The 19308-nt window shown below is 60.6% G+C and carries 22 protein-coding genes and 1 pseudogene; 13 read left to right on the forward strand and 10 right to left on the reverse strand.

Annotated elements, in window-relative coordinates; genetic code table 11:
• Nucleotides 1-100 (forward strand): IS3 family transposase (locus HBH25_RS14810; protein ID WP_168084692.1); only part of this gene is annotated, 100 nt, incomplete at its 5' end.
• 902 nt (nt 101-1002) lie between these two features.
• Here HBH25_RS14810 and cysS read toward each other — a convergent pair.
• Complete coding sequence (gene cysS / locus HBH25_RS14815; protein ID WP_168084693.1) at nt 1003-2385, reverse strand: cysteine--tRNA ligase; 1383 nt, start codon at nt 2383-2385, stop codon at nt 1003-1005.
• Between the two features lie 7 nt (nt 2386-2392).
• Nucleotides 2393-4093, reverse strand: coding sequence for a glutamine--tRNA ligase/YqeY domain fusion protein (locus tag HBH25_RS14820; RefSeq protein WP_168084694.1), 1701 nt, complete (start codon nt 4091-4093; stop codon nt 2393-2395).
• Nucleotides 4094-4241: 148 nt separating this feature from the next.
• Between HBH25_RS14820 and HBH25_RS14825 the strand changes: the two genes are divergently transcribed.
• Nucleotides 4242-4745, forward strand: coding sequence for a peptidylprolyl isomerase (locus tag HBH25_RS14825; RefSeq protein WP_168084695.1), 504 nt, complete (start codon nt 4242-4244; stop codon nt 4743-4745).
• A complete protein-coding gene (locus HBH25_RS14830; protein ID WP_168084696.1) occupies nt 4742-5464 on the forward strand; it encodes a UDP-2,3-diacylglucosamine diphosphatase in 723 nt (240 codons plus the stop codon). The genes HBH25_RS14825 and HBH25_RS14830 overlap by 4 nt, the downstream gene beginning before the upstream one ends.
• On the opposite strand, the gene HBH25_RS14835 is transcribed toward HBH25_RS14830, so the two are convergent.
• Entirely contained in the window at nt 5457-6281 is an 825-nt protein-coding gene (locus tag HBH25_RS14835; protein ID WP_168084697.1) for a substrate-binding periplasmic protein, read from the reverse strand. The two genes, HBH25_RS14830 and HBH25_RS14835, sit on opposite strands and share 8 nt — an antisense overlap.
• A gap of 186 nt (nt 6282-6467) precedes the next feature.
• On the opposite strand from HBH25_RS14835, the gene HBH25_RS14840 reads away from it, so the two are divergent.
• Both HBH25_RS14840 and ppnP read left to right on the forward strand, forming a co-directional pair.
• Complete coding sequence (locus HBH25_RS14840) at nt 6468-7025, forward strand: 3'-5' exonuclease (RefSeq protein ID WP_168084698.1); 558 nt, start codon at nt 6468-6470, stop codon at nt 7023-7025.
• Between the two features lie 63 nt (nt 7026-7088).
• A complete protein-coding gene (gene ppnP, locus HBH25_RS14845) occupies nt 7089-7370 on the forward strand; it encodes a pyrimidine/purine nucleoside phosphorylase (protein ID WP_168084699.1) in 282 nt (93 codons plus the stop codon).
• Nucleotides 7371-7407: 37 nt separating this feature from the next.
• Here the strand turns inward: ppnP and prmB are convergent, their stop codons facing one another.
• Entirely contained in the window at nt 7408-8316 is a 909-nt protein-coding gene (gene prmB / locus HBH25_RS14850; protein ID WP_168084700.1) for a 50S ribosomal protein L3 N(5)-glutamine methyltransferase, read from the reverse strand.
• Between the two features lie 134 nt (nt 8317-8450).
• Between prmB and HBH25_RS14855 the strand changes: the two genes are divergently transcribed.
• The 5 genes from HBH25_RS14855 (at nt 8451) to HBH25_RS14875 (ending at nt 12084) form a co-directional block, all read left to right on the forward strand.
• Nucleotides 8451-9041, forward strand: a complete 591-nt coding sequence (locus HBH25_RS14855; protein ID WP_168084701.1) for a cysteine hydrolase family protein — start codon at nt 8451-8453, stop codon at nt 9039-9041.
• 115 nt (nt 9042-9156) lie between these two features.
• Nucleotides 9157-9480, forward strand: coding sequence for a hypothetical protein (locus HBH25_RS14860; protein ID WP_168084702.1), 324 nt, complete (start codon nt 9157-9159; stop codon nt 9478-9480).
• Nucleotides 9481-9515: 35 nt separating this feature from the next.
• Entirely contained in the window at nt 9516-10073 is a 558-nt protein-coding gene (locus tag HBH25_RS14865; RefSeq protein ID WP_168084703.1) for a Smr/MutS family protein, read from the forward strand.
• A gap of 90 nt (nt 10074-10163) precedes the next feature.
• Nucleotides 10164-10709 carry a GTP cyclohydrolase I FolE gene (folE, locus tag HBH25_RS14870; protein WP_168084704.1) on the forward strand — a complete coding sequence of 182 codons (546 nt, stop codon included), beginning with the start codon at nt 10164-10166 and terminating at the stop codon, nt 10707-10709.
• Between the two features lie 178 nt (nt 10710-10887).
• Nucleotides 10888-12084 carry a benzoate/H(+) symporter BenE family transporter gene (locus HBH25_RS14875; protein WP_168084705.1) on the forward strand — a complete coding sequence of 399 codons (1197 nt, stop codon included), beginning with the start codon at nt 10888-10890 and terminating at the stop codon, nt 12082-12084.
• Nucleotides 12085-12095: 11 nt separating this feature from the next.
• Here the strand turns inward: HBH25_RS14875 and pyrF are convergent, their stop codons facing one another.
• Entirely contained in the window at nt 12096-12797 is a 702-nt protein-coding gene (gene pyrF, locus HBH25_RS14880; RefSeq protein WP_168084706.1) for an orotidine-5'-phosphate decarboxylase, read from the reverse strand.
• Nucleotides 12798-12947: 150 nt separating this feature from the next.
• Between pyrF and HBH25_RS14885 the strand changes: the two genes are divergently transcribed.
• Nucleotides 12948-13115 carry a DUF2897 family protein gene (locus tag HBH25_RS14885; protein WP_168084707.1) on the forward strand — a complete coding sequence of 56 codons (168 nt, stop codon included), beginning with the start codon at nt 12948-12950 and terminating at the stop codon, nt 13113-13115.
• Between the two features lie 63 nt (nt 13116-13178).
• The gene (locus HBH25_RS14890; protein WP_168084708.1) at nt 13179-13763 is read left to right on the forward strand and encodes a TetR/AcrR family transcriptional regulator; all 585 of its coding nucleotides are present in this window, start codon (nt 13179-13181) and stop codon (nt 13761-13763) included.
• A 200-nt stretch (nt 13764-13963) separates the two neighbouring features.
• On the opposite strand, the gene fabF is transcribed toward HBH25_RS14890, so the two are convergent.
• From fabF to HBH25_RS14905, 3 genes are all read right to left on the reverse strand, one after another.
• Nucleotides 13964-15235, reverse strand: coding sequence for a beta-ketoacyl-ACP synthase II (fabF, locus tag HBH25_RS14895; RefSeq protein WP_168084709.1), 1272 nt, complete (start codon nt 15233-15235; stop codon nt 13964-13966).
• 159 nt (nt 15236-15394) lie between these two features.
• Nucleotides 15395-15721: a ComEA family DNA-binding protein gene (locus HBH25_RS14900; RefSeq protein WP_168084710.1), complete on the reverse strand. Its 327-nt coding sequence runs from the start codon at nt 15719-15721 to the stop codon at nt 15395-15397.
• A 104-nt stretch (nt 15722-15825) separates the two neighbouring features.
• Complete coding sequence (locus HBH25_RS14905; protein WP_168084711.1) at nt 15826-16881, reverse strand: lactonase family protein; 1056 nt, start codon at nt 16879-16881, stop codon at nt 15826-15828.
• A gap of 379 nt (nt 16882-17260) precedes the next feature.
• Between HBH25_RS14905 and HBH25_RS14910 the strand changes: the two genes are divergently transcribed.
• Nucleotides 17261-17524: a hypothetical protein gene (locus tag HBH25_RS14910; protein WP_168084712.1), complete on the forward strand. Its 264-nt coding sequence runs from the start codon at nt 17261-17263 to the stop codon at nt 17522-17524.
• A 50-nt stretch (nt 17525-17574) separates the two neighbouring features.
• Here the strand turns inward: HBH25_RS14910 and HBH25_RS14915 are convergent.
• Together HBH25_RS14915 and HBH25_RS23525 are read right to left on the reverse strand one after the other, a co-directional pair.
• Nucleotides 17575-18314 (reverse strand): annotated as a pseudogene (locus HBH25_RS14915) (polysaccharide biosynthesis protein); the annotation flags it as partial.
• 185 nt (nt 18315-18499) lie between these two features.
• A complete protein-coding gene (locus HBH25_RS23525) occupies nt 18500-19231 on the reverse strand; it encodes a CatB-related O-acetyltransferase (RefSeq protein WP_168084713.1) in 732 nt (243 codons plus the stop codon).
• Between the last annotated feature and the right edge of the window lie 77 nt (nt 19232-19308).

Raw genomic sequence — 19308 nt, forward strand, 5'->3', positions numbered from 1 at the left:
GGAACTGGATGAGTACATTTACTATTACAACCACCACCGCATCAAGCTCAGGCTCGGTGGTCTGAGCCCTGTTGAGTACAGGGCTCAGGCAACATCATAAACTGTCCAACTTTAAGGGGGCAGTCCAGGGTGCAGGTTCAGGGCTCAGCCTTCCTGAGCCCCTAGGGCACCGGGGCGGGCACGTACCCTGTGGGAGCTGGCGAGAGCCAGCGAAAGCTTACAGGGTGCAAGTTCAGGGCTCAGCCTTCTTGAGTCCCTAGGGCACCGTGGCGGGCACGTACCCTGTGGGAGCTGGCGAGAGCCAGCGAAAGCTTACAGGGTGCAAGTTCAGGGCTCAGCCTTCCTGAACCCTTAGGGCACCGTGGCGGGCACGTACCCTGTGGGAGCTGGCGAGAGCCAGCCAAAGCCTACAGGGTGCAAGCTCATGGCTCAGCCTTCCTGAGCCCCTAGGGCACCGTGGCGGGCACGTACCCTGTGGGAGCTGGCGAGAGCCAGCGAAAGCCTACAGGGTGCAAGTTCATGGCTCAGCCTTCCTGAGCCCCTAGGGCACCGTGGCGGGCACGTACCCTGTGGGAGGTGGCGAGAGCCAGCCAAAGCCTACAGGGTGCAAGCTCATGGCTCAGCCTTCCTGACCCCCTAGAGAACCATGGCGGGCACGTACCCTGTGGGAGCTGGTGAGAGCCAGCCAAAGCCTACAGGGTGGAAGCTCATGGCTCAGCCTTCCTGAGCCCCTAGGGCACCGTGGCGGGCACGTACCCTGTGGGAGGTGGCGAGAGCCAGCGAAAGCTTACAGGGTGCAAGTTCAGGGCTCAGCCTTCCTGACCCCCTAGAGAACCATGGCGGGCACGTACCCTGTGGGAGCTGGCAAGAGCCAGCGAAAGCCTACAGGGTGGAAGCTCATGGCTCAGCCTTCCTGAGCCCCTGGGGCACAGTGGCGGGCACGTACCCTGTGGGAGCTGGCGAGAGCCAGCGAAAGGCTCTTTACCCCACAGTGCCAGGCACTTAGTCCGCCAACCGCCAGGTAGTAGTGCCTTTGCTGTCTTCCAGCACTACGCCCATAGCCGTGAGCTGATCGCGAAGCCGGTCGGACTCGCTCCAGTTCCGGTCAGCCCGGGCCTGCAAGCGGGCCTGTACCAGCGCTTCCACTTCAGCGGCATTCACGCGCCCCTCGGCACCGGCACGAAGGAAGGCCTCGGCGTCCAGTTGCAATACACCCAGCAGTCCGCCCAGCTCACGCAGGCGACCGGCCAAGCCGGCAGCCGCGGCCGGGTCGTTGTCACGCACACGGTTGATGTCGCGCACCAGATCGAACAGCACCGCACAAGCCTCAGCGGTATTGAAATCATCGTTCATGGCAGCAGCGAAGCGTGCCACGAACGCTTCGCCACCGGCAGGCGCCGCCACCGGCAAGCCCTTGAGGGCATGATAGAAGCGGTCCAGCGCGCTTTTGGCATCACGCAGGCTGTCTTCGGAATAGTTGATCGCACTGCGATAATGGCTGGCCACCAGCAGGTAGCGCACCACTTCAGGGTGATACTTTTCCAGCACGTCACGGATCGTGAAGAAGTTGTTCAACGACTTGGACATCTTTTCGCCGTTGATACGAATCATGCCGCAGTGCATCCAGGCCTTGGCGTAAGGCTTGCCTGTTGCCGCCTCGCTCTGGGCAATCTCGTTCTCATGGTGCGGGAATTCCAGGTCGCTACCGCCCCCATGAATGTCGAAGCTGTCACCCAGGCAGCACGTGGACATTACCGAGCATTCGATATGCCAGCCTGGCCGGCCAGGGCCCCAAGGGGATGCCCAGCTGGGTTCACCCGGTTTGGCGGCCTTCCAGAGCACAAAGTCCAATGGGTCCTGCTTGGCCTCTTCCACTTCGATACGGGCACCTATGCGCAGGTCTTCGATGCGCTTGCGCGACAGCTTGCCGTAGCCTTCGAACTTCCCTACGCGGTAGTACACGTCGCCATTGCCAGGCGCATAGGCGTAGCCTTTCTCGATGAGCGTCTGGATCATGGCCTGCATGCCGGGGATATGGTCCGTAGCACGAGGTTCCTGGTCCGGCGGCAGGATGTTCAGGCGGCGCTCGTCTTCGTGCATCGCATCGATCATGCGCCCGGTGAGGGCATCGTAGGGCTCGCCGTTCTGGTGGGCGCGGTTGATGATCTTGTCTTCGATGTCCGTGATATTGCGCACGTAAGTCAGGTCATACCCGCTGTAGCGCAACCAGCGGGTGACCAGGTCGAAGGCCACCATGCTGCGGCCATGGCCCAGGTGGCAATAGTCGTACACGGTCATGCCGCACACGTACATGCGTACCTTGTTGCCCTCCAGCGGCTTGAACGGCTCCTTGGCCTTGGTCAGCGTGTTATAGATATTCAGCACGGCGGCATCAGCTCCAGGAATCACGCAGGGTCACGGTACGGTTGAACACGGGCTTGCCCGGCTGGGTGTCCCTCAAATCGGCACAGAAGTAGCCTTCGCGCTCGAACTGGAAACGGTCTTCCGGCGCTGCCTGGGCCAGGGAAGGTTCGGCGCGGCAACCGGTGAGCACCTGCAGCGAATCCGGGTTGATGTTGTCCAGGAAGCTGCCACCCTCTTCGGATTTTTCCGGGTTGGCAGAGCGGAACAGGCGATCGTACAGGCGCACTTCACACTCCACGCTCTCCTGCGCCGGTACCCAGTGGATCACGCCCTTTACCTTACGGCCTTCAGGGTTCTTGCCCAGTGTGTCCGGGTCGTAGGAGCACAGCAGCTCCACGATGTTGCCCTCGGCATCTTTCACCGCCTCATCGGCACGAATCACGTAAGCACCGCGCAGGCGTACTTCGCCACCGGGCTCCAGGCGCTTGTAGCCCTTGGGCGGGGTTTCCATGAAGTCGTCGCGGTCGATGTACAGCTCACGTGCAAAGGGCAGCTGGCGAACACCCATGTCTTCCTTCGGGTGACGCGCCAGCTCCAGCACCTGCTGCTGGCCTTCGGGGTAGTTGGTGATGGTCACTTTCAAAGGGCGCAGTACGCACATGGCACGTGGCGCGGTGCGGTCCAGGTCCTCGCGAATGCTGAATTCGAGCATGCCCATGTCCACCACGCCATCGGAACGGTTGGTACCGATCATCTCGCAGAAATTGCGGATAGCCTGGGCGGTATAGCCGCGGCGGCGGAAGCCTTGCAGCGTGGACATGCGTGGGTCATCCCAGCCGCGCACATGCTGCTCGTCCACGAGCTGCTTGAGTTTGCGCTTGCTGGTGATGGTGTAGTTGAGGTTGAGCCGGGAGAACTCGTACTGGCGCGGCTTGGCCGGGACCGGCAGGTTGTCCAGGAACCACTCGTACAGCGGGCGGTGCCCCTCGAACTCCAAGGTGCAGATGGAGTGCGTGATCCCTTCCAGCGCGTCCGACTGGCCATGGGTGAAATCGTAGTTGGGGTAGATGCACCAGGCGTCACCGGTCTGGTGGTGATGCGCATGGCGAATGCGGTAGAGAATGGGGTCGCGCAGGTTCATGTTGGGCGAGGCCATGTCGATCTTGGCCCGCAGTACCCGCTCCCCGTCCTTGAACTCGCCCGCCTTCATGCGGGCGAACAGGTCCAGGTTCTCTTCAACCGACCGGTCACGGAATGGGCTGTTCTTGCCCGGTTCGGTCAGGCTGCCCCGGTATTCACGGGCCTGCTCGGGCGTGAGGTCGTCTACATAAGCCTTACCGGCCTCGATCAATGTGACCGCCCAGGCATGCAACTGGTCGAAGTAGCTGGAGGCATAACGCACCTCGCCGGCCCATTCGAAACCCAACCATTGCACATCGGACTTGATGGCGTCGATGTACTCCTGGTCTTCCTTGGCAGGGTTGGTGTCGTCGAAACGCAGGTGGCAACTGCCCCCGAACTCCTTGGCCAGGCCGAAGTTCACGCAGATGGACTTGGCATGACCAATGTGCAGGTAGCCGTTGGGCTCTGGTGGAAAGCGCGTCACGATGGCCGCGTGCTTGCCGGCGTCGAGATCGGCCTGCATGATTGGCCGCAGGAAGTTGGCCGGAACCACAGGCTCGGCCTTGGCGGCGGCGTTCGAAGCGTTGTCGGCGGTAGGCTTGGTCATGGAATCCTTCGAATACGATAAAGGCCGGCCAATTGAGTGTAGGCCGACTAAAACAAAGCCCGTATCATAGCCCAACCAGTCAAGGCACTGACAGGGCGTCGCGGTAAAACGCGGGTGCCATCTGATTTTTTGAAAAGAGTGAATTGTTATGTCCAAGGTTAAGCTCACCACCAATCATGGCGACATCGTGCTGCAACTTAACGCAGACAAGGCGCCTGGCACTGTTGCCAACTTTGTCGAGTACGTGAAAGCCGGCCATTACGAGAACACAGTGTTCCACCGCGTGATTGGCAACTTCATGATCCAGGGCGGCGGTTTCGAACCGGGCATGAAAGAAAAAACCGACAAGCGCGCACCTATCAAAAACGAAGCCAACAACGGCCTGCCCAACAAGAAATACAGCGTGGCCATGGCCCGTACCATGGAGCCGCATTCGGCGTCCGCACAGTTCTTCATCAACGTGGCCGACAACAGCTTCCTGAACCATACCGCACCGACCACTCAGGGCTGGGGCTACGCTGTGTTCGGCGAAGTGATCGAAGGCCAGGACGTGGTCGACAAGATCAAAGGCGTCAAGACCGGTTCCAAGGCCGGCCATCAGGACGTGCCCACCGACGACGTGATCATCGAGAAAGCCGAGATCATCGAGTGATACTGCTGATCTCCGATCTGCACCTGCAAGAACAGCGCCCGGACATCACCCGGGCGTTTTTGCACTTCCTCGAAGGCCGGGCGCGCAATGCCGACGCCCTGTACATTCTGGGGGACTTTTTCGAAGCCTGGATTGGTGACGACGCCATGTCGCCCTACCAGGCCCACATCTGCCAGGCGCTGCGGGCATTGTCCGACAGTGGCACCCGCGTGTTCCTGATGCATGGAAACCGGGACTTCCTCATCGGCGAAGCCTTCTGCCGCGCAGCAGGCTGCACATTGCTGAGCGACCCTAGCGTGATCGACCTGGACGGGGAAAACGTACTGCTGATGCACGGTGACCTGCTGTGCACGCAAGACGAGCACTACCTGAAGTTGCGCCGGGTGCTGCGCCACCCACTTACCCTTTGGACACTACGGCACCTGCCTGTGAGCTGGCGGCAGAAACTTGCCCGGGGCATTCGCAGCCAGAGCCGCGCCCACACCCGAAGGAAAGCCAGTGACATCGTCGACGTGACCCCCGCGTACGTACCTGAGGTGCTCAGCCAGGCGGGTGTTACCACACTGATACATGGCCACACCCACCGCCCTGCCATACACAAGCTACAGGTTGGCCAGGCGCCCGCACGCAGAATCGTGCTAGGGGACTGGGATCGCCAGGGGTGGGTGCTGGAGTGGGACAAGCAAGGCGCACGGCTGGAGGCCTTCGAGCTTACCTAGCAGTATTGTCGATTACCGCTTTCCCTTCTGTGGGTGTTACCGCGTCAATATGATAAGGCGAGAACAGCCTCAGCATTTCCCCATTGGCATGAAGCTGTTCAAAATAGCCGGCCAACTCTGGGCCTGTGATCGGTGCCTGTGGCCGCACCAGCGCATAGTGGTGGTAGCGTTGGTCTGTACGCTGGGACACCAGCAACGCGCTTCGCAGCTGAGGGTAATGGCTATAGAAGTCCACCAGGTAGGAGCGTGTCACCAGGGCGATATCAGCGCGGTCACGGGCCACCATCAGCAAGTTGCTGTCGTGGGAGTACGTCAGGCTGGCTCGGTAGTGCGACATGAGAAACTCCGGTGAGGCTTCGAAACCCGCAAAGGCATAGTGATAGCCGCTGTAGAGCGCCAATCGCTTCCCGCTCAGGTTTGTGAAGTACTCCTCATCACGCCCCTCAATATTGCGTGCAACGAACACCTCAGCATCCTCCAGCCCCATGTCCACAGCGGTATGGGGGATGGCTTGCCACCCCCACTGGGGGTTCTCGAAAATGGTGATGTCTACCCTGCCCTGGCGAAAGTCCTGGAACCGCCTAGGCAGCGCGGTGGGCACCATAACGAAGGTGAACCGGTCCTGGACCTTGTTCAGCTTCGCGAGCAGCTCCGGCAGTAGCCCCGTGTCACCGCCGGTTTCGGGGTGCACGGCATAAGGCGGAAAGTGTGTGGCAGCAACGCGGACCGTTTCACGCGCCTGGGCCAGTAAAGGGGCGCACACGGCGCCGAGCAACGTCACACATACGAGGGCAGCACGCCAAGGCTTGGTGAACACAGGGGTAGGCTCCGGCCTGGGTGATCGTCATAAATTAGGCGTTTTTATAGCATCAGACAACACGGGGGCGTCGCCTGCTTTTAAGCCCAGGGCCATTCTGTCGCCCTCGGTTGCAATCGGCAGGTACCGGAACCTTACGGGCTTGGCTAGGCTCTGTGTCAAGGATGTTTATGGAAGGGGCGACACATGCCGCACTGGCTGGTCATTGACCTGGAAGCCACCACCGATGAAGGCGGTTGGCCGGTCGAAGAAATGGAAATCATCGAAATCGGCGCCTGCCTTGTCAACCGTGACGGGCGGGAGCTGGACCACTTTCAACGGTTCGTTCGCCCACAACGGCGGCCTTTGCTGACACCGTTCTGCAGGGCGCTGACCCACATTACCCAGGCCGACATTGATGCCGCCCATGGCCTGGTGCAGGTGTGGGAGCAATTCGAACGCTGGCTGGTGCATTTACCCACGCCATTGGCAGGCTGGGTGAGCTGGGGGGATTACGACCGTCAGCAATTTCTACTGGCGTGGCGTGAGTATGGCTTGGCCACGGAACTGGCGGGCATTCCTCACGTGAACCTCAAGCAGCGGTTTGCCAAGGCTCGCCAATTGCCGCGGCCTACTGGCCTCAACAGCGCGCTGCAACTGGCAGGCTTGCACTTTCAAGGTAGCCAGCACAGAGCATTGGAAGACGCACGAAATACCGCCAGGCTGCTGCCTCTGGCGTTACCTGAACAGTACAAAAGCGGGTGACGCCCCTAGCCCGCTTGGGCATACTGGCCCACTGTCTTCAGCCCAAGCGATAGGAGTCGCCCCATGTTCAAGGTCAATGAGTACTTCGACGGCACCGTCAAATCCATTGCGTTCGAAAACGCCGAAGGCGCCGCTACCGTTGGCGTGATGGCGGCAGGTGAATATGAGTTCGGCACCGCTGCCCGCGAAATCATGCACGTGGTGTCCGGGGCCCTGGAAGTGAAACTGCCCGACAGCACCGACTGGGAAACCTTCGAAGCCGGCACCCAGTTCAATGTACCTGCCAACAGCAAGTTCCAGCTCAAGGTAGCCTCAGACACCGCCTACCTGTGCGAATACCGCTAAGCGTGGCGCCTGCCGCACGCCACGCCTGATGCCTCACTCACACCCGTGAGGCAAACAGCGCCTGGTGATCACGGCACTGGCGCGCTGTAAGCCCAAACACACCATGGCCACCGTGCTCGAACTCGAACCAGGTGAAATCCACCTCCGGGTATAGGGCTTCCACGTGGCATTGGCTGTTGCCCACCTCAACCACCAGCAGGCCCTGCTCGGTCAAGTGGTCCGCCGCCTCGGCCAACATGCGCCGCACAAGGTCCAGGCCATCGGCGCCACAGGCCAGGCCCAGCGCAGGCTCGTGGTGGTACTCTGCCGGCATGTCGGCGAAGTCCTCGGCGTCCACGTAGGGCGGGTTGGACACGATCAGGTCGAAGCGCTGTTCCGGCAGGCTCTGGAACCCATCCCCTTGCACCGTAAACACCCGCAATTCCAGGTCATGCTGCTCGATATTGTGGTTTGCCACTTCCAAGGCTTCGAACGAGAGGTCGGCCAGCACCACCTCGGCTGCCGGGAACGCTTGGGCGCAGGCGATGCCGATGCAGCCGCTGCCGGTGCACAGGTCCAGAATGCGCTCAGGTGCCCCTGCCAGCCACGGTGCAAAACGCTGGCCTATCAGCTCGGCAATGGGTGAGCGAGGGATAAGCACGCGCTCGTCCACGATAAAGGGCAGGCCGCAGAACCATGCCTCGCCCAGCAGATAGGCAGCGGGAATGCGCTCTTTGATACGGCGGCGCAGCAGGTGCTGCACATGGCTGAGCTCATCCTCTTCAAGGCGACAATCCAGGTAGCTGTCAGCAATGTCCCAAGGCAGATGAAGTGCACCCACCACCAATTGCCGGGCTTCGTCCCAGGCGTTGTCTGTGCCATGGCCGAAGTACAGCCCTTCGGCGTGGAAGCGGCTGACGGCCCAACGGATGTGGTCGCGCAGGGTGCGCAGGCGGGTAGTGATCACGACAGGCTCCTAGAAAATTCTGCTGCCGATTCTAGCAGCCTGAGGCCATGCAGGCGTGACTTCGCATCACGGTTATTCCCATATGGGCTGCGGAAGTGGAGAATATGCAAAAGCCCTATTCAAAGGAGCCCCTGATGTCCGATGTCAAGACAATGTTTCAACTCAGCGGTCGCGGTTACCCACCGTTTACCCTGAGCAATGCCACGCTGATCATTATCGACGCCCAAAGGGAGTACCTCAGCGGCCCCTTGGCGCTGTCCGGCATTGACGAAGCTGTCGATCACATCGCCCTGCTCCTGGAGGCGGCACGCAAGGCCCATCGGCCTATCGTTCACGTCAAGCACCTGGGCATTCCCGGGGGGCTGTTCGACCCGCAGGGTGAGCGTGGCCGGTTCATCGACAAGGCCGCCCCGCTCGACGGCGAACACATTATCGAAAAGCGTATGCCCAATGCGTTCAACAACACCGGCCTGCATGACCTGCTTCAGAGCCTGGGCCATGTGGACCTCATCGTCTGCGGTTTCATGACCCACTCCAGCATCAGTACCACAGTACGGGCCTCCAAAGACTACGGTTATCGCTGCACCCTGGTCGAGGATGCCTGCGCAACCCGCGACTTACCGTACAAAGGGGGTGTACTGAGTGCCGAACAGGTGAAGCAGGTGGGTATGGCGACCATGGCAGACAACTTCGCTGCGGTGGCCATGACCGCCGATGTGATCTAGCCGCCCCGCCCTACATTGTTGCTCGTAGCACGTCCCGCACGCCAATTGCCAGGTGCCTTGGAACCCTTGAATCATATGGGGGTCGAAGGCCCGATATTCACCTGAGGAACACCTGATGAAGCGATCCCACGACGGTTTTGATGCCCGCAGGCTTCGCCCTCGCGGTCCAAACCGGTGGCGGGTGCGCTTGGGCGCTACCTTCGCAGCGGTGCTGGCCACCCTTGGCATTCTGCTTGGCATGGCCGGTGCTGCCAGCCTGCTGGGCCGCCCTCCCGCCTTGGAAGGGCTAGATACCAGCACCACAGGGGCAATTATCCAAGTGGCGTTCGGGCTGCTATTTGTGTACCTGGGTATTACGGTATGGCGCCGCTGCCGGCGCCGCCTGCGCCGCACGCAGGACCTGAACATGGCACCACACCTGATGAAAAAGCACGACTGACTCGCGTAAACTGGCCCCCTTGAGTGGAGGCCACGATGCAAGACGACGATTTTTCCCTGTTCCAGTCGGAAGTGAAGGGGGTGAAACCCCTTCGCAATGACCGAGCAGATATCGGCAAGCCCAAACCAGATCGCCAGCAGGTCCAGGCGTTGCGCCAGGCTGCCACCGTGCGCCATGACGTGAAGGTGGTGGATGGGCTGTCTGACCAGTTCGTGATCGATGTTGGCCCTGAAGACCCCCTCAATTGGGCGCGGGATGGGGTGCAGGAAAGCCAGACACGCAAGCTCAAGTTGGGGCAGATCCCTTTTGAAGGCAGCCTGGACCTGCACGGCATGGCCGTGGAGAAGGCACGCGAAATCCTTTGGGAGTTTCTGGCCGAAGCTACGCGGCTGGAAATTCGCTGCGTACGTGTGACCCATGGCAAGGCCTCACGCCTGGACGGCAAGCGGCCGATGATCAAAAGCCACGTGAATACCTGGCTGCGCCAGCACCCCCAGGTGCTGGGTTTCACGTCCTGCCAGGCCAAGCATGGGGGCACTGGCGCGGTTTACGTGATGCTGCGCAGAACCATGCTGGAAGGGCGGGACGAATGACCGCACGCCCCTGCCCTGCCTTGCACTTGCGACACGCCCTTGCGAGCCTTAACCTACGCGCTTGCTTAGAATCTTCTTACAGGTAAATCCATGTCCCTGGAACAGCAATACAGCGCCATTCTTGGCCAGATCGGCGAGGACGTTTCCCGCGAAGGCCTGATCGACACGCCAAAGCGCGCTGCCAAAGCCATGAAGTACCTCTGCCGCGGTTACGAACAAACCCTGGAAGAGGTCATCAACGGTGCCCTGTTCAGTTCCGACGCCAGTGAAATCGTGCTGGTGAAAGACATCGAGCTGTATTCCCTGTGCGAACACCACATGCTGCCGTTCATTGGCAAGGCGCATGTGGCCTACCTTCCTAACGGCAAGGTGCTGGGCCTGTCCAAGGTGGCGCGGATCGTGGACATGTATGCACGTCGCCTTCAGATCCAGGAAAACCTGAGCCGCCAGATTGCCGAAGCCGTGCTTCAGGTGACAGAGGCCTCAGGTGTTGCCGTGGTTATCGAGGCCAGGCACATGTGCATGATGATGCGCGGTGTCGAAAAGCAGAACTCAAGCATGATCACATCTGTAATGCTGGGCCAGTTCCGAGACAACGCCGCTACCCGTAGCGAGTTCCTGAGCCTGATCAAGTAAGCCACCCAAGCCACAGAGGCTGTGCCATGCCCGGCCCCTGTGGGAACGGGCATGGCTGGGAAAAGTTTTGAGGCCACGGCAGGCCCGACTGTATCCCCCAATCCGCCTCCCGCTGTACGGCTTCAACCTTTCCCTGTGGCGGTAACCTGCGTGAACATCACGCAAGGATTCGCCCGCCATGCCCAGTGCCGCCCCGCCCCGCCTTCGCCCTCTGGCGGACAGTTCAGCCTCCGCTATTGTCGCCGGTTTTATCGCAATGATGACCGGCTATACCAGCTCGCTCATCCTGATGTACCAGGCCGGCCAGGCCGCTGGCCTGAGTGGGGGGCAGATTGCGTCGTGGATCTGGGCGCTGTCCATCGGCATGGCCCTGTGCAGCATCGGCCTGTCGTTGCGCTACCGCACACCGGTAACCGTGGCCTGGTCCACGCCAGGTGCGGCCTTGCTGGTCACCAGCCTGGGGGGTGTCAGTTACCCCGAAGCCATCGGCGCCTATATCACCTGTGCGCTGCTGGTGACCGTGTGCGGTATCACAGGTACGTTCGAGCGCCTGGTACGGCGACTGCCCGGCTCGCTGGCGGCCGCATTACTGGCCGGCATCCTGTTTCGAATTGGCAGCGAGATCTTCATTGCCGCCCAACACCAGACGCTGCTGGTGCTGGCCATGTTCTTCGGCTACTTGCTGTGCAAGCGTGCTTCCCCTCGGTATGCGGTGCTGTCAGCCCTGTTGATCGGTGTGGCCGTGGCCGGCAGCTTGGGCCTGCTGGATTTCAGTGGTGTACGCCTGCAACTGGCAGTGCCCGTCTGGACGCCACCGGCGTTCTCGCTGGCGGCGACCATCAGCATTGCCATCCCGTTGTTTGTGGTGTGCATGACCTCGCAAAACATGCCAGGCATGGCAGTGCTGCGCGCTGATGGCTACCAGGTGCCCGCCTCACCGCTGGTGTCAGTGACCGGCTTCGCATCGCTGCTACTGGCGCCCTTCGGTTCCCACGGCATCAACCTGGCGGCTATCAGCGCGGCCATTTGCACAGGGCCACAGGCGCACGAAGACCCCACCAAGCGCTACACCGCCGCCGTATGGTGCGGCCTGTTTTACGGCGTAGCCGGAACCTTCGGGGCTACGTTGGCAGCACTGTTTGCCGCCTTCCCACGGGAACTGGTGCTGTCCATTGCCGCCTTGGCGCTGCTCGGTTCCATCATGAATGGGCTGACCCAGGCGATGGCGCAGCCCCAGGAGCGTGAGGCCGCACTGATCACGTTTATGGTGACGGCCTCAGGGATGACGCTGTTTTCGGTGGGGTCAGCGTTCTGGGGGATTGTGGCGGGGGTGCTGACGTTGCTCATACTCAATGCGAGGCGCCCAGCCCTCTGACCCGCTACTGATTAGCCGTTCAATTGGGCCACAATCTGTTCCAGCGCTTGGGCAGGGTCGGCTGCCTGGCTGATGGGGCGACCAATTACCAGGTAATCGGACCCCGCCTCCAACGCCTGGCGCGGCGTCAGAATACGGCGCTGGTCGTCCTGGGCACTGCCCGCTGGGCGAATGCCTGGTGTCACCAAGTGCAGGCCTGGGTAACTGGCTTTGAGCGCCGGCGCCTCAAGGGCCGAGCACACCAACCCATCCATGCCTGCCTTCTGTGCCAGCCCAGCCAAACGGAGCACCTGCTCCTGTGGGTCCACATCCAGGCCAATACCGGCCAGGTCTTCGCGCTCCATGCTGGTGAGCACGGTTACCCCGATCAACAAGGGCTTTTGCCCGCTCTGCTGCTCCAGCACTTCACGGCAGGCACTCATCATGCGCAGCCCACCGGAGCAGTGCACGTTGACCATCCACACGCCCATATCTGCCGCTGCCTTTACAGCCATGGCCGTGGTATTGGGAATGTCGTGGAATTTCAAGTCCAGGAACACTTCGAACCCTCGGGTATTCAGGGCTTCGACGATGCCCGAGGCACTGCTGGTAAACAGCTCTTTGCCTACCTTCACCCGGCACAGCGATGGGTCCAGGCGGTCTGCCAGCGCCAAGGCGGCTTCGCGAGTGGAAAAGTCCAGGGCGACGATGATGGGCGACTGGCAAGTGGGCATGTGAACTCTCGGCGGGTAACTGGAAAACGGCGCGCATTGTATCGAATTTAGCCTGTGGAAGCAGGCCATTTGGAAAGGTCACGTGCCTGCCGGTGGCTATACTGGAACCAACACGAAGCGGGCCCACTCGAAGCCGTAAAGGAGAACTGTATGCCCTGGTACGCATGGTTGATTTTGTTGGTGGCGATCGGCTCTATCGTCGGTGGCTTGATGATGTTGCGCCAAAGTGCGCAGAAAGTGGACATGACCGAAGAGCAGCTCAAGCGTGTGCACGAGCGCAACGCCGAGATGGACGCCAAGGACGCACGCGATCGCTAATGGCTGACGACTGGGGCGGGGTGATAGCATGTTGCCTAACATTTGATCACCTGGCGGCCCCTCTTGCGATACTCTCAGGACCACAAAGCCCAAACCTATCGGCGCATCGTTGATGAGGCCAGCCTGCGTTTTAGGCGCGATGGCATCGCTGCGACCGGCCTGCAGCCTTTGATGAAGGCACTGGGCCTGACCCATGGCGGCTTCTACGCGCATTTCGATTCGAAACAGGCACTGGTTGAGACAGTGCTGCGAGAAGCCACGTTAGAGATGGACAAGGTGGTAGCCCAGGCCGTGGCTTCACCTTCACCTCTCGATGCTCTGATCGATCATTACCTCAGCGCTGCTCACCGAGACCACCCCGAGCACGGCTGCCCCTTACCCACGCTTGCAGCGGAGATGGGCCAGCGCGGCGAAGCGAGCGAGCTGGTGGACGAAGCCATTGAGCATCGGCTTTCCCTTATTGCCCAAAGGCTTTCGGGCCATGACGCCCAAGACCGCGCCGTAGCCCTGTGGTCAGGCATGGTCGGTGCACTGATACTGTCGCGTAGCATCAAGAACCCAGCGCTCTCCGACCGTGTACTTGAAGAGGCCAGGCGCGCGCTGAAGGCCAGTGTACGGGTGGCGGAAGGTTATCCCGAAAAAGCTTGAGCATAGGTGTGGACAACCTGGGGAGACCACGCTGCAAGCCCCGGAATACGCGGCCTGCAGCCGGGTGAGCAAATAATGACCAGTAGCAGGAGGTTGTGCACACTCCAAGGGGATGGCTATGTGGATAACCCTTGAATAGCATGCTGCAGGCCGCGCCAGCCAAGGGCTACAGCTTATTGATCAAAAAACAGCCAGATTTTTCATGCCTGCCAACGGCGGAAAACGACACTCGCATTTACCCCACCAAAACCGAACCCGTTAGACAACGCATAATCGGTCGCAAGGGACGCTGGGCTGTCAGGACCCGTAACGTTCAGCGTGCCAACGGCAGTGTCTGGCGAGCAGAAGTTGAGTGTGGGTGGCGCAACCTGTGCCTGCAGTGCCAGTATCGTGAAAATGGCTTCCAAACCACCCGCGGCGCCCAGCAAGTGACCGGTGGCTGACTTGGTAGCGGAGATCGCCAGGTGAGGTGCCCTGCCGAACACTGCCTTGATGGCCTCTAGCTCAGCACGGTCGCCTACCGGCGTCGAGGTAGCGTGAGCATTGATGTGGCCGACCTGCTCGGGTGCGATACCCGCCTGCGACAGCGCGAGGCTCATGGCCTGTTGCGCGCCTCGGCCATCCTCAGGGGCTGCCGTAAGGTGGTAGGCATCTGCAGACGTGCCATAGCCCACCAGCTCCGCTAATGGCGTTGCACCTCGGGCCTGCGCGTGTTCAAGGGTTTCAATCACCAGCATCCCTGCACCCTCCCCCATCACAAAGCCATCCCGCGCCTGGTCGAACGGCCTCGATGCTTCGGCAGGCCGCTCATTAGGGGACACGGCCCTGGCTGCCGCAAAGCCTGCCAGGCTCACCCGGTCGATACAGGCCTCCGCGCCCCCACACAGTGCGATGTCGGCCTCTCCCGAACGCAGCAAGCGGGCTGCATCGCCAATGGCCTGCACGCCTGCCGCACAGGCGGTGACAGGCGCACCCAGCGGGCCACGAAAGCCATGGCGAATGGAGACGTTGCCGGCAGCAAGGTTCACCAGAAATGAGGGAATGGTAAAAGGTGACAAACGCTTGGGGCCACGCGAATCCGTGGTACGCACGGCGTCGGCGATCGTACCGAACCCCCCGATGCCAGAGCCTATGACTGTGGCTGTGCGCAGTTGCGCGTGAGGCTCAACGGGCGCCCACCCTGCCTGCTGCAAGGCTTCTTGTGCCGCGGAAATTGCATACAGGATAAAGGGCGCCATTTTTTTCAGGTCCTTGCCGTCCACCACGGTAGCCGGGTCGAAACCAGCGATTGGGTCCTCGTTGATGCCGGGTACACGACCGGCAACCCGCACACCCAGCCCTTCGGCCATTGCTGCATCAAGCAGGCGTATGCCGGAGTGGCCCGACAGCAGGCGTGACCAGTTCATGGCTACGCCTACGCCCAATGGCGACACTGCACCCATGCCGGTAACAACGATTCGGGGACTGCTCATAGGGTGGCTCCGCACGCATTGAATGTTGGCTATCATTCAACGAGAGTGAGGGGCCGACGTTTATATGTCAATCGACATTTAAACAGGCTTGGCAGGTGGAGGCATGCGATGCAGGGGGCGTTTTGCCTGCGGCCGCACACCTCCAGCAAGGAGGACGGGCTATTTCACCGCCAGCCGATTGCGGTTGCGATCTACCAGTGCCTGGCCAATACCCTGCACTTCCAGCAACTCATCCACCGAGGCGAAGGGGCCATTGGCCTCTCTGAAGGCGACGATAGCGTTGGCCTTGGCGGCACCTATTCCTGCCAGTTCCTTTTGCAAGGTGGCAGCATCGGCTGTATTCAGGTTGACCATGGCGCCCGCCATGGGGTTGGCCATACTGTCAGCCATGGCCGGTGCGGCAGGCGTGGGCGGCGCAGCATGGGCGGTGAGGGAGGAGAAAGCCAAAGCGGCCAGCAGAACGGAGGGCAAAAGGGTCTTGCGCATGGAGTGCTCCTTGACAGGTTGCACGGCCCCTCATGGGCCGTGCGCCTACCTTAACGGAGCAGCAGATGAATACCAGTGTATAGCTGTTACCTGAGTTTTCTGTGCTAGGCACGCACCTCGATCCACAGGGCACCCTGCCCCGAAACTGCTTGCCCAACCCGCTCCAGCGAACCGTCCTGGTGTATGCGGTAGCTACCCACTGTGTCACTCAGCTCACCACACGCCAATAGCCAGCGCCCATTGGGAGAAATAGCAATGTTGCGTGGCTGTTTTTCTTCGAGCTTATGGTTGTTGAGGTATTTCAGGGTACCGTCCCCCGCTACCTGAAACACGCTTACAGAACTGGTGGTGCGCTCTGTGGTGTACAACAGCGTGCCGTCTGGCACCAGCCGGATGTCGGCACACCAGATACGCGGGGTGGGGTCGTCGCTGAGGTTGTTGTTGCGGCTGTCTCGAACCAGGCCTTCGTGGAGGCCAAGGTGCTGGGGAATGCCGTTCTCCACGCCCTTTTGAGTCAGTGCGCCGCTTTGCGCATCAATGGCGAAGGTTGTGACAGTACCGCTCATTTCACCCAACACAAACATCACACTGCCGTCCTCAGAGAACACCATGTGCCGTGGCCCGGTATTGCCTGGAACGCTTACAAAACCTTCGCCGATGGGTTTCAGCTCGCCGGCCTGTGCATCTAGCCGGTATTGCAACACACGGTCCGCACCCAGCACGCAGGCGTACACAAAACGGTTGCTAGGGTCGGTGCGCACTGAGTGGGCGTGCAGGCCGCTGGGGTATTTACAGGCGGCTTCCTGTACCTGCAGCTCATCGTCGATGGCCTGAAGGGTCACCAGGTCTTCCCCATAGGACGCACCTAGCAGGAACCGGCCTTCGCGGTCAGTGGCCATGTAGGAAAACCCGGCGCCTGCCGGTGCCTCGGCCCGTGGCGTGAGGGTGCCTGTGGCCACATCCACGCTGAAACTCACCACCTTGGGAGGCTGGCCGCGCAAAGCGCCATACAGGGTAGTGCCATCAGGCGACAACGCCAGCGCATTCACCTTCTCGCCTGCTGGCAGCTGCTCCACCATACGGAGCTCGCCGGTGTCGTCGTTGAGGTGGTAATGCGAAACCAACCCATCGTTGGGGCTGGAAATATAGGCATAGCTCATGGAGGTCCCTCAAGAGGCAGTCAGGTCAGGCAGCCATCCTAGGGCGAGCACGCACCGTACTCAACCTCTGCCGCTGATCAGGGGTGGTTCAAAGGTGACGGTATTTCGGGCGCACTCATTTGCTAGGCTGTGTACGAAATGTTCTGACGCGAAGGTCAGGCAAGGCGAAAACAGCTGAGGAAGCGGACTGGGCCCGCACTCGGGTTTACTGGTTGTAAATGAGCATTCCGAAGCTGTTTTCAACACAGCATCACCGAGCGTCAGGACTTTTCGTACATAGCCTAAGAGGTGTCTACAGTGAAAGAAAGCCAGGCACTATTTTAGCGTGGGCACGGCGGCTGTGACGTGTGCATGCCCCCGCTGACAGAGGGAGAACCCCATGAACAATGACATCTACCTGCTGATCGAACATGGCCGAGAGTATGGCGAGGCCTACGTATTAGGCTGGTTCGACAACGAAGCCACTGCCAGGGAAGCGGCACTGAAGATGGAGTGGGACGCCTACCGCGCAGAATTGAAGCGCCCCTCGGGCTGGCTTAACGAAAAGCCCGTGCCGCCAAGTGAGGCCGAGTACAAACGGTATTGGGTCAAGCCGTTGAGCAGGTTTGATTATGGGCCGGCAAGGCCAGAACTAGTGCATTGATCGCTGCGTTTGGAAGACCGGCCACGTACTGTGCGCCGGTCAGTTGACCTTCAGGGATCGCGGCGCTGCTGAAGATGTTTCCAGTCCACAATGTCATCAGCCGGCGCGTACCCATTTACCAGCTCTCGCAGCACATAACGCACGCGTACGTAATCGTCGGTCGCTAGCGCGTCCAGCAGCGATTGCAGGCCGCTCTTGAGCGCATCCCAGCCCATGGCGTCCTCCAGCGCGCTCATGATCATGGGATGGTCCGTAGCAGCCACGTTGTCCCCAATCAACAATTCTTCGTAGAGCTTTTCCCCAGGCCGCAACCCTGTGAATTCGATGGCAATATCACCTTGGGGATTTTTCTCGGACCTAACGGACAACCCTGACAAACGCACCATTTTCTCGGCCAGCTCCACGATGCGCACTGGCTCACCCATGTCCAGTACGAAGACATCGCCCCCCTTGCCCATGGAGCCTGCCTGGATGACCAGTTGAGCCGCTTCAGGGATGGTCATGAAATAACGCGTTACCTTGGGGTGCGTGACCGTCAGCGGCCCGCCCGCTCGGATCTGTTTGTGAACAGCGGTATCACAGAACCAGACGACCCCAGCACATTGCCGAAACGGACCATGGTGAAGCGCGTGCGGTTCACGTGAGCAACGCGGTGCGAGTCCTGGAACAGCACCGGCGCCACCTCCCGGCTCAGCGCCTGCAACATCATTTCCGCCAGCCGTTTGGTACTCCCCATTACATTGGTAGGGCGTACGGCCTTGTCGGTCGATACCAGTACGAAGTTGGACACGTTGGTGCGCATGGCGGCCTGGGCTGCGTACAGTGTTCCCAGAACTAACCAGCCGCCTTTGCAGCGGATCAGGCGGGAAACAATACCAAATACAATTACTTGGGGATAGAAATCTCAACCGCTGCAAATACCCCTACCCTACTGACGGCCATTCACGCGCTGGCAACAGACTTGATAGCGATAGATCACTGAATACGCAGCGGCGCGTTGCTGATGGTCACCAAGTGGATTTCAGCCAGCGGCGGCTTGCCTTGGGTACCCAATTCCTTGAGCAGCAAAGCGGGGCTTTCTACAGCGTGCTGGCCCAGTGTGCTCAATTGATAATCCCACCAGTGGCTGGCAAGCAAGGCCTGCCGGGTAGGCTCGTCAAAGCGATAACGCACCACACGGGCCGGGGAGCCTGCCACGATGGCATAAGGCGGCACGTCTCTGTTTACCAGTGACTGGGCGCCTATGACCGCCCCTGTTCCGATGGTTACACCTTTCATCACAATAACGTCTCGGCCAATCCACACGTCATGGCCGATCGAGGTGGGAAAATCCATGCCTTGGTCAGAGGCGCTATGGGCGTCTGGCTGGTAATCCAGGCGTGCCTGTAGCACAGCGTGGCTGGTGGACAGCCAGTCCAACGGATGCGATCGCCGGTCCTGGCCAATGATGACACGCGCCGCCACCGAGCAGTAACGGCCTATATGGCTGACATGGTGCAGCTCGCAACCGCTGACGACATCGGTATAGGCACCGATATGAAGCTGGCGTGAATACACTTTTACATCGTGCAGTTTCACGCCCTGCTCCAGCAGCAGCAGCATGTTATCGCGCCTCAGCCCGCGAATGCCGCTGTCCAGCCGGCATCCATGGCGTGCGAGGCCGCGCTTGAGCTTAGCGCTTAGCCACATTCGCGTGAACACATTCATTGCACGGGTCGGGTCCTTGCCTGTCAGGGCCGGGATTCCCAAACCGCTGCAGCGTTATAGTTCTGATAAACAAGCCG

It is taken from the genome of Pseudomonas quercus (genome assembly GCF_012033695.1).
Taxonomy (GTDB): domain Bacteria; phylum Pseudomonadota; class Gammaproteobacteria; order Pseudomonadales; family Pseudomonadaceae; genus Aquipseudomonas; species Aquipseudomonas quercus.

Bases quoted from the DNA above. Each gene is read 5' to 3' on its own strand.
- HBH25_RS14905 (WP_168084711.1), bottom strand. From the start codon at position 16,881: ATGAGCTATGCCTATATTTCCAGCCCCAACGATGGGTTGGTTTCGCAT.
- folE (WP_168084704.1), top strand. From the start codon at position 10,164: ATGTCCCTGGAACAGCAATACAGCGCCATTCTTGGCCAGATCGGCGAG.
- HBH25_RS14885 (WP_168084707.1), top strand. From the start codon at position 12,948: ATGCCCTGGTACGCATGGTTGATTTTGTTGGTGGCGATCGGCTCTATC.
- HBH25_RS14865 (WP_168084703.1), top strand. From the start codon at position 9,516: ATGCAAGACGACGATTTTTCCCTGTTCCAGTCGGAAGTGAAGGGGGTG.
- HBH25_RS14855 (WP_168084701.1), top strand. From the start codon at position 8,451: ATGTCCGATGTCAAGACAATGTTTCAACTCAGCGGTCGCGGTTACCCA.
- HBH25_RS14825 (WP_168084695.1), top strand. From the start codon at position 4,242: ATGTCCAAGGTTAAGCTCACCACCAATCATGGCGACATCGTGCTGCAA.
- HBH25_RS14860 (WP_168084702.1), top strand. From the start codon at position 9,157: ATGAAGCGATCCCACGACGGTTTTGATGCCCGCAGGCTTCGCCCTCGC.
- pyrF (WP_168084706.1), bottom strand. From the start codon at position 12,797: ATGCCCACTTGCCAGTCGCCCATCATCGTCGCCCTGGACTTTTCCACT.
- ppnP (WP_168084699.1), top strand. From the start codon at position 7,089: ATGTTCAAGGTCAATGAGTACTTCGACGGCACCGTCAAATCCATTGCG.
- HBH25_RS14840 (WP_168084698.1), top strand. From the start codon at position 6,468: ATGCCGCACTGGCTGGTCATTGACCTGGAAGCCACCACCGATGAAGGC.
- fabF (WP_168084709.1), bottom strand. From the start codon at position 15,235: ATGAGCAGTCCCCGAATCGTTGTTACCGGCATGGGTGCAGTGTCGCCA.
- HBH25_RS23525 (WP_168084713.1), bottom strand. From the start codon at position 19,231: ATGAATGTGTTCACGCGAATGTGGCTAAGCGCTAAGCTCAAGCGCGGC.
- HBH25_RS14910 (WP_168084712.1), top strand. From the start codon at position 17,261: ATGAACAATGACATCTACCTGCTGATCGAACATGGCCGAGAGTATGGC.
- HBH25_RS14900 (WP_168084710.1), bottom strand. From the start codon at position 15,721: ATGCGCAAGACCCTTTTGCCCTCCGTTCTGCTGGCCGCTTTGGCTTTC.
- HBH25_RS14875 (WP_168084705.1), top strand. From the start codon at position 10,888: ATGCCCAGTGCCGCCCCGCCCCGCCTTCGCCCTCTGGCGGACAGTTCA.
- HBH25_RS14820 (WP_168084694.1), bottom strand. From the start codon at position 4,093: ATGACCAAGCCTACCGCCGACAACGCTTCGAACGCCGCCGCCAAGGCC.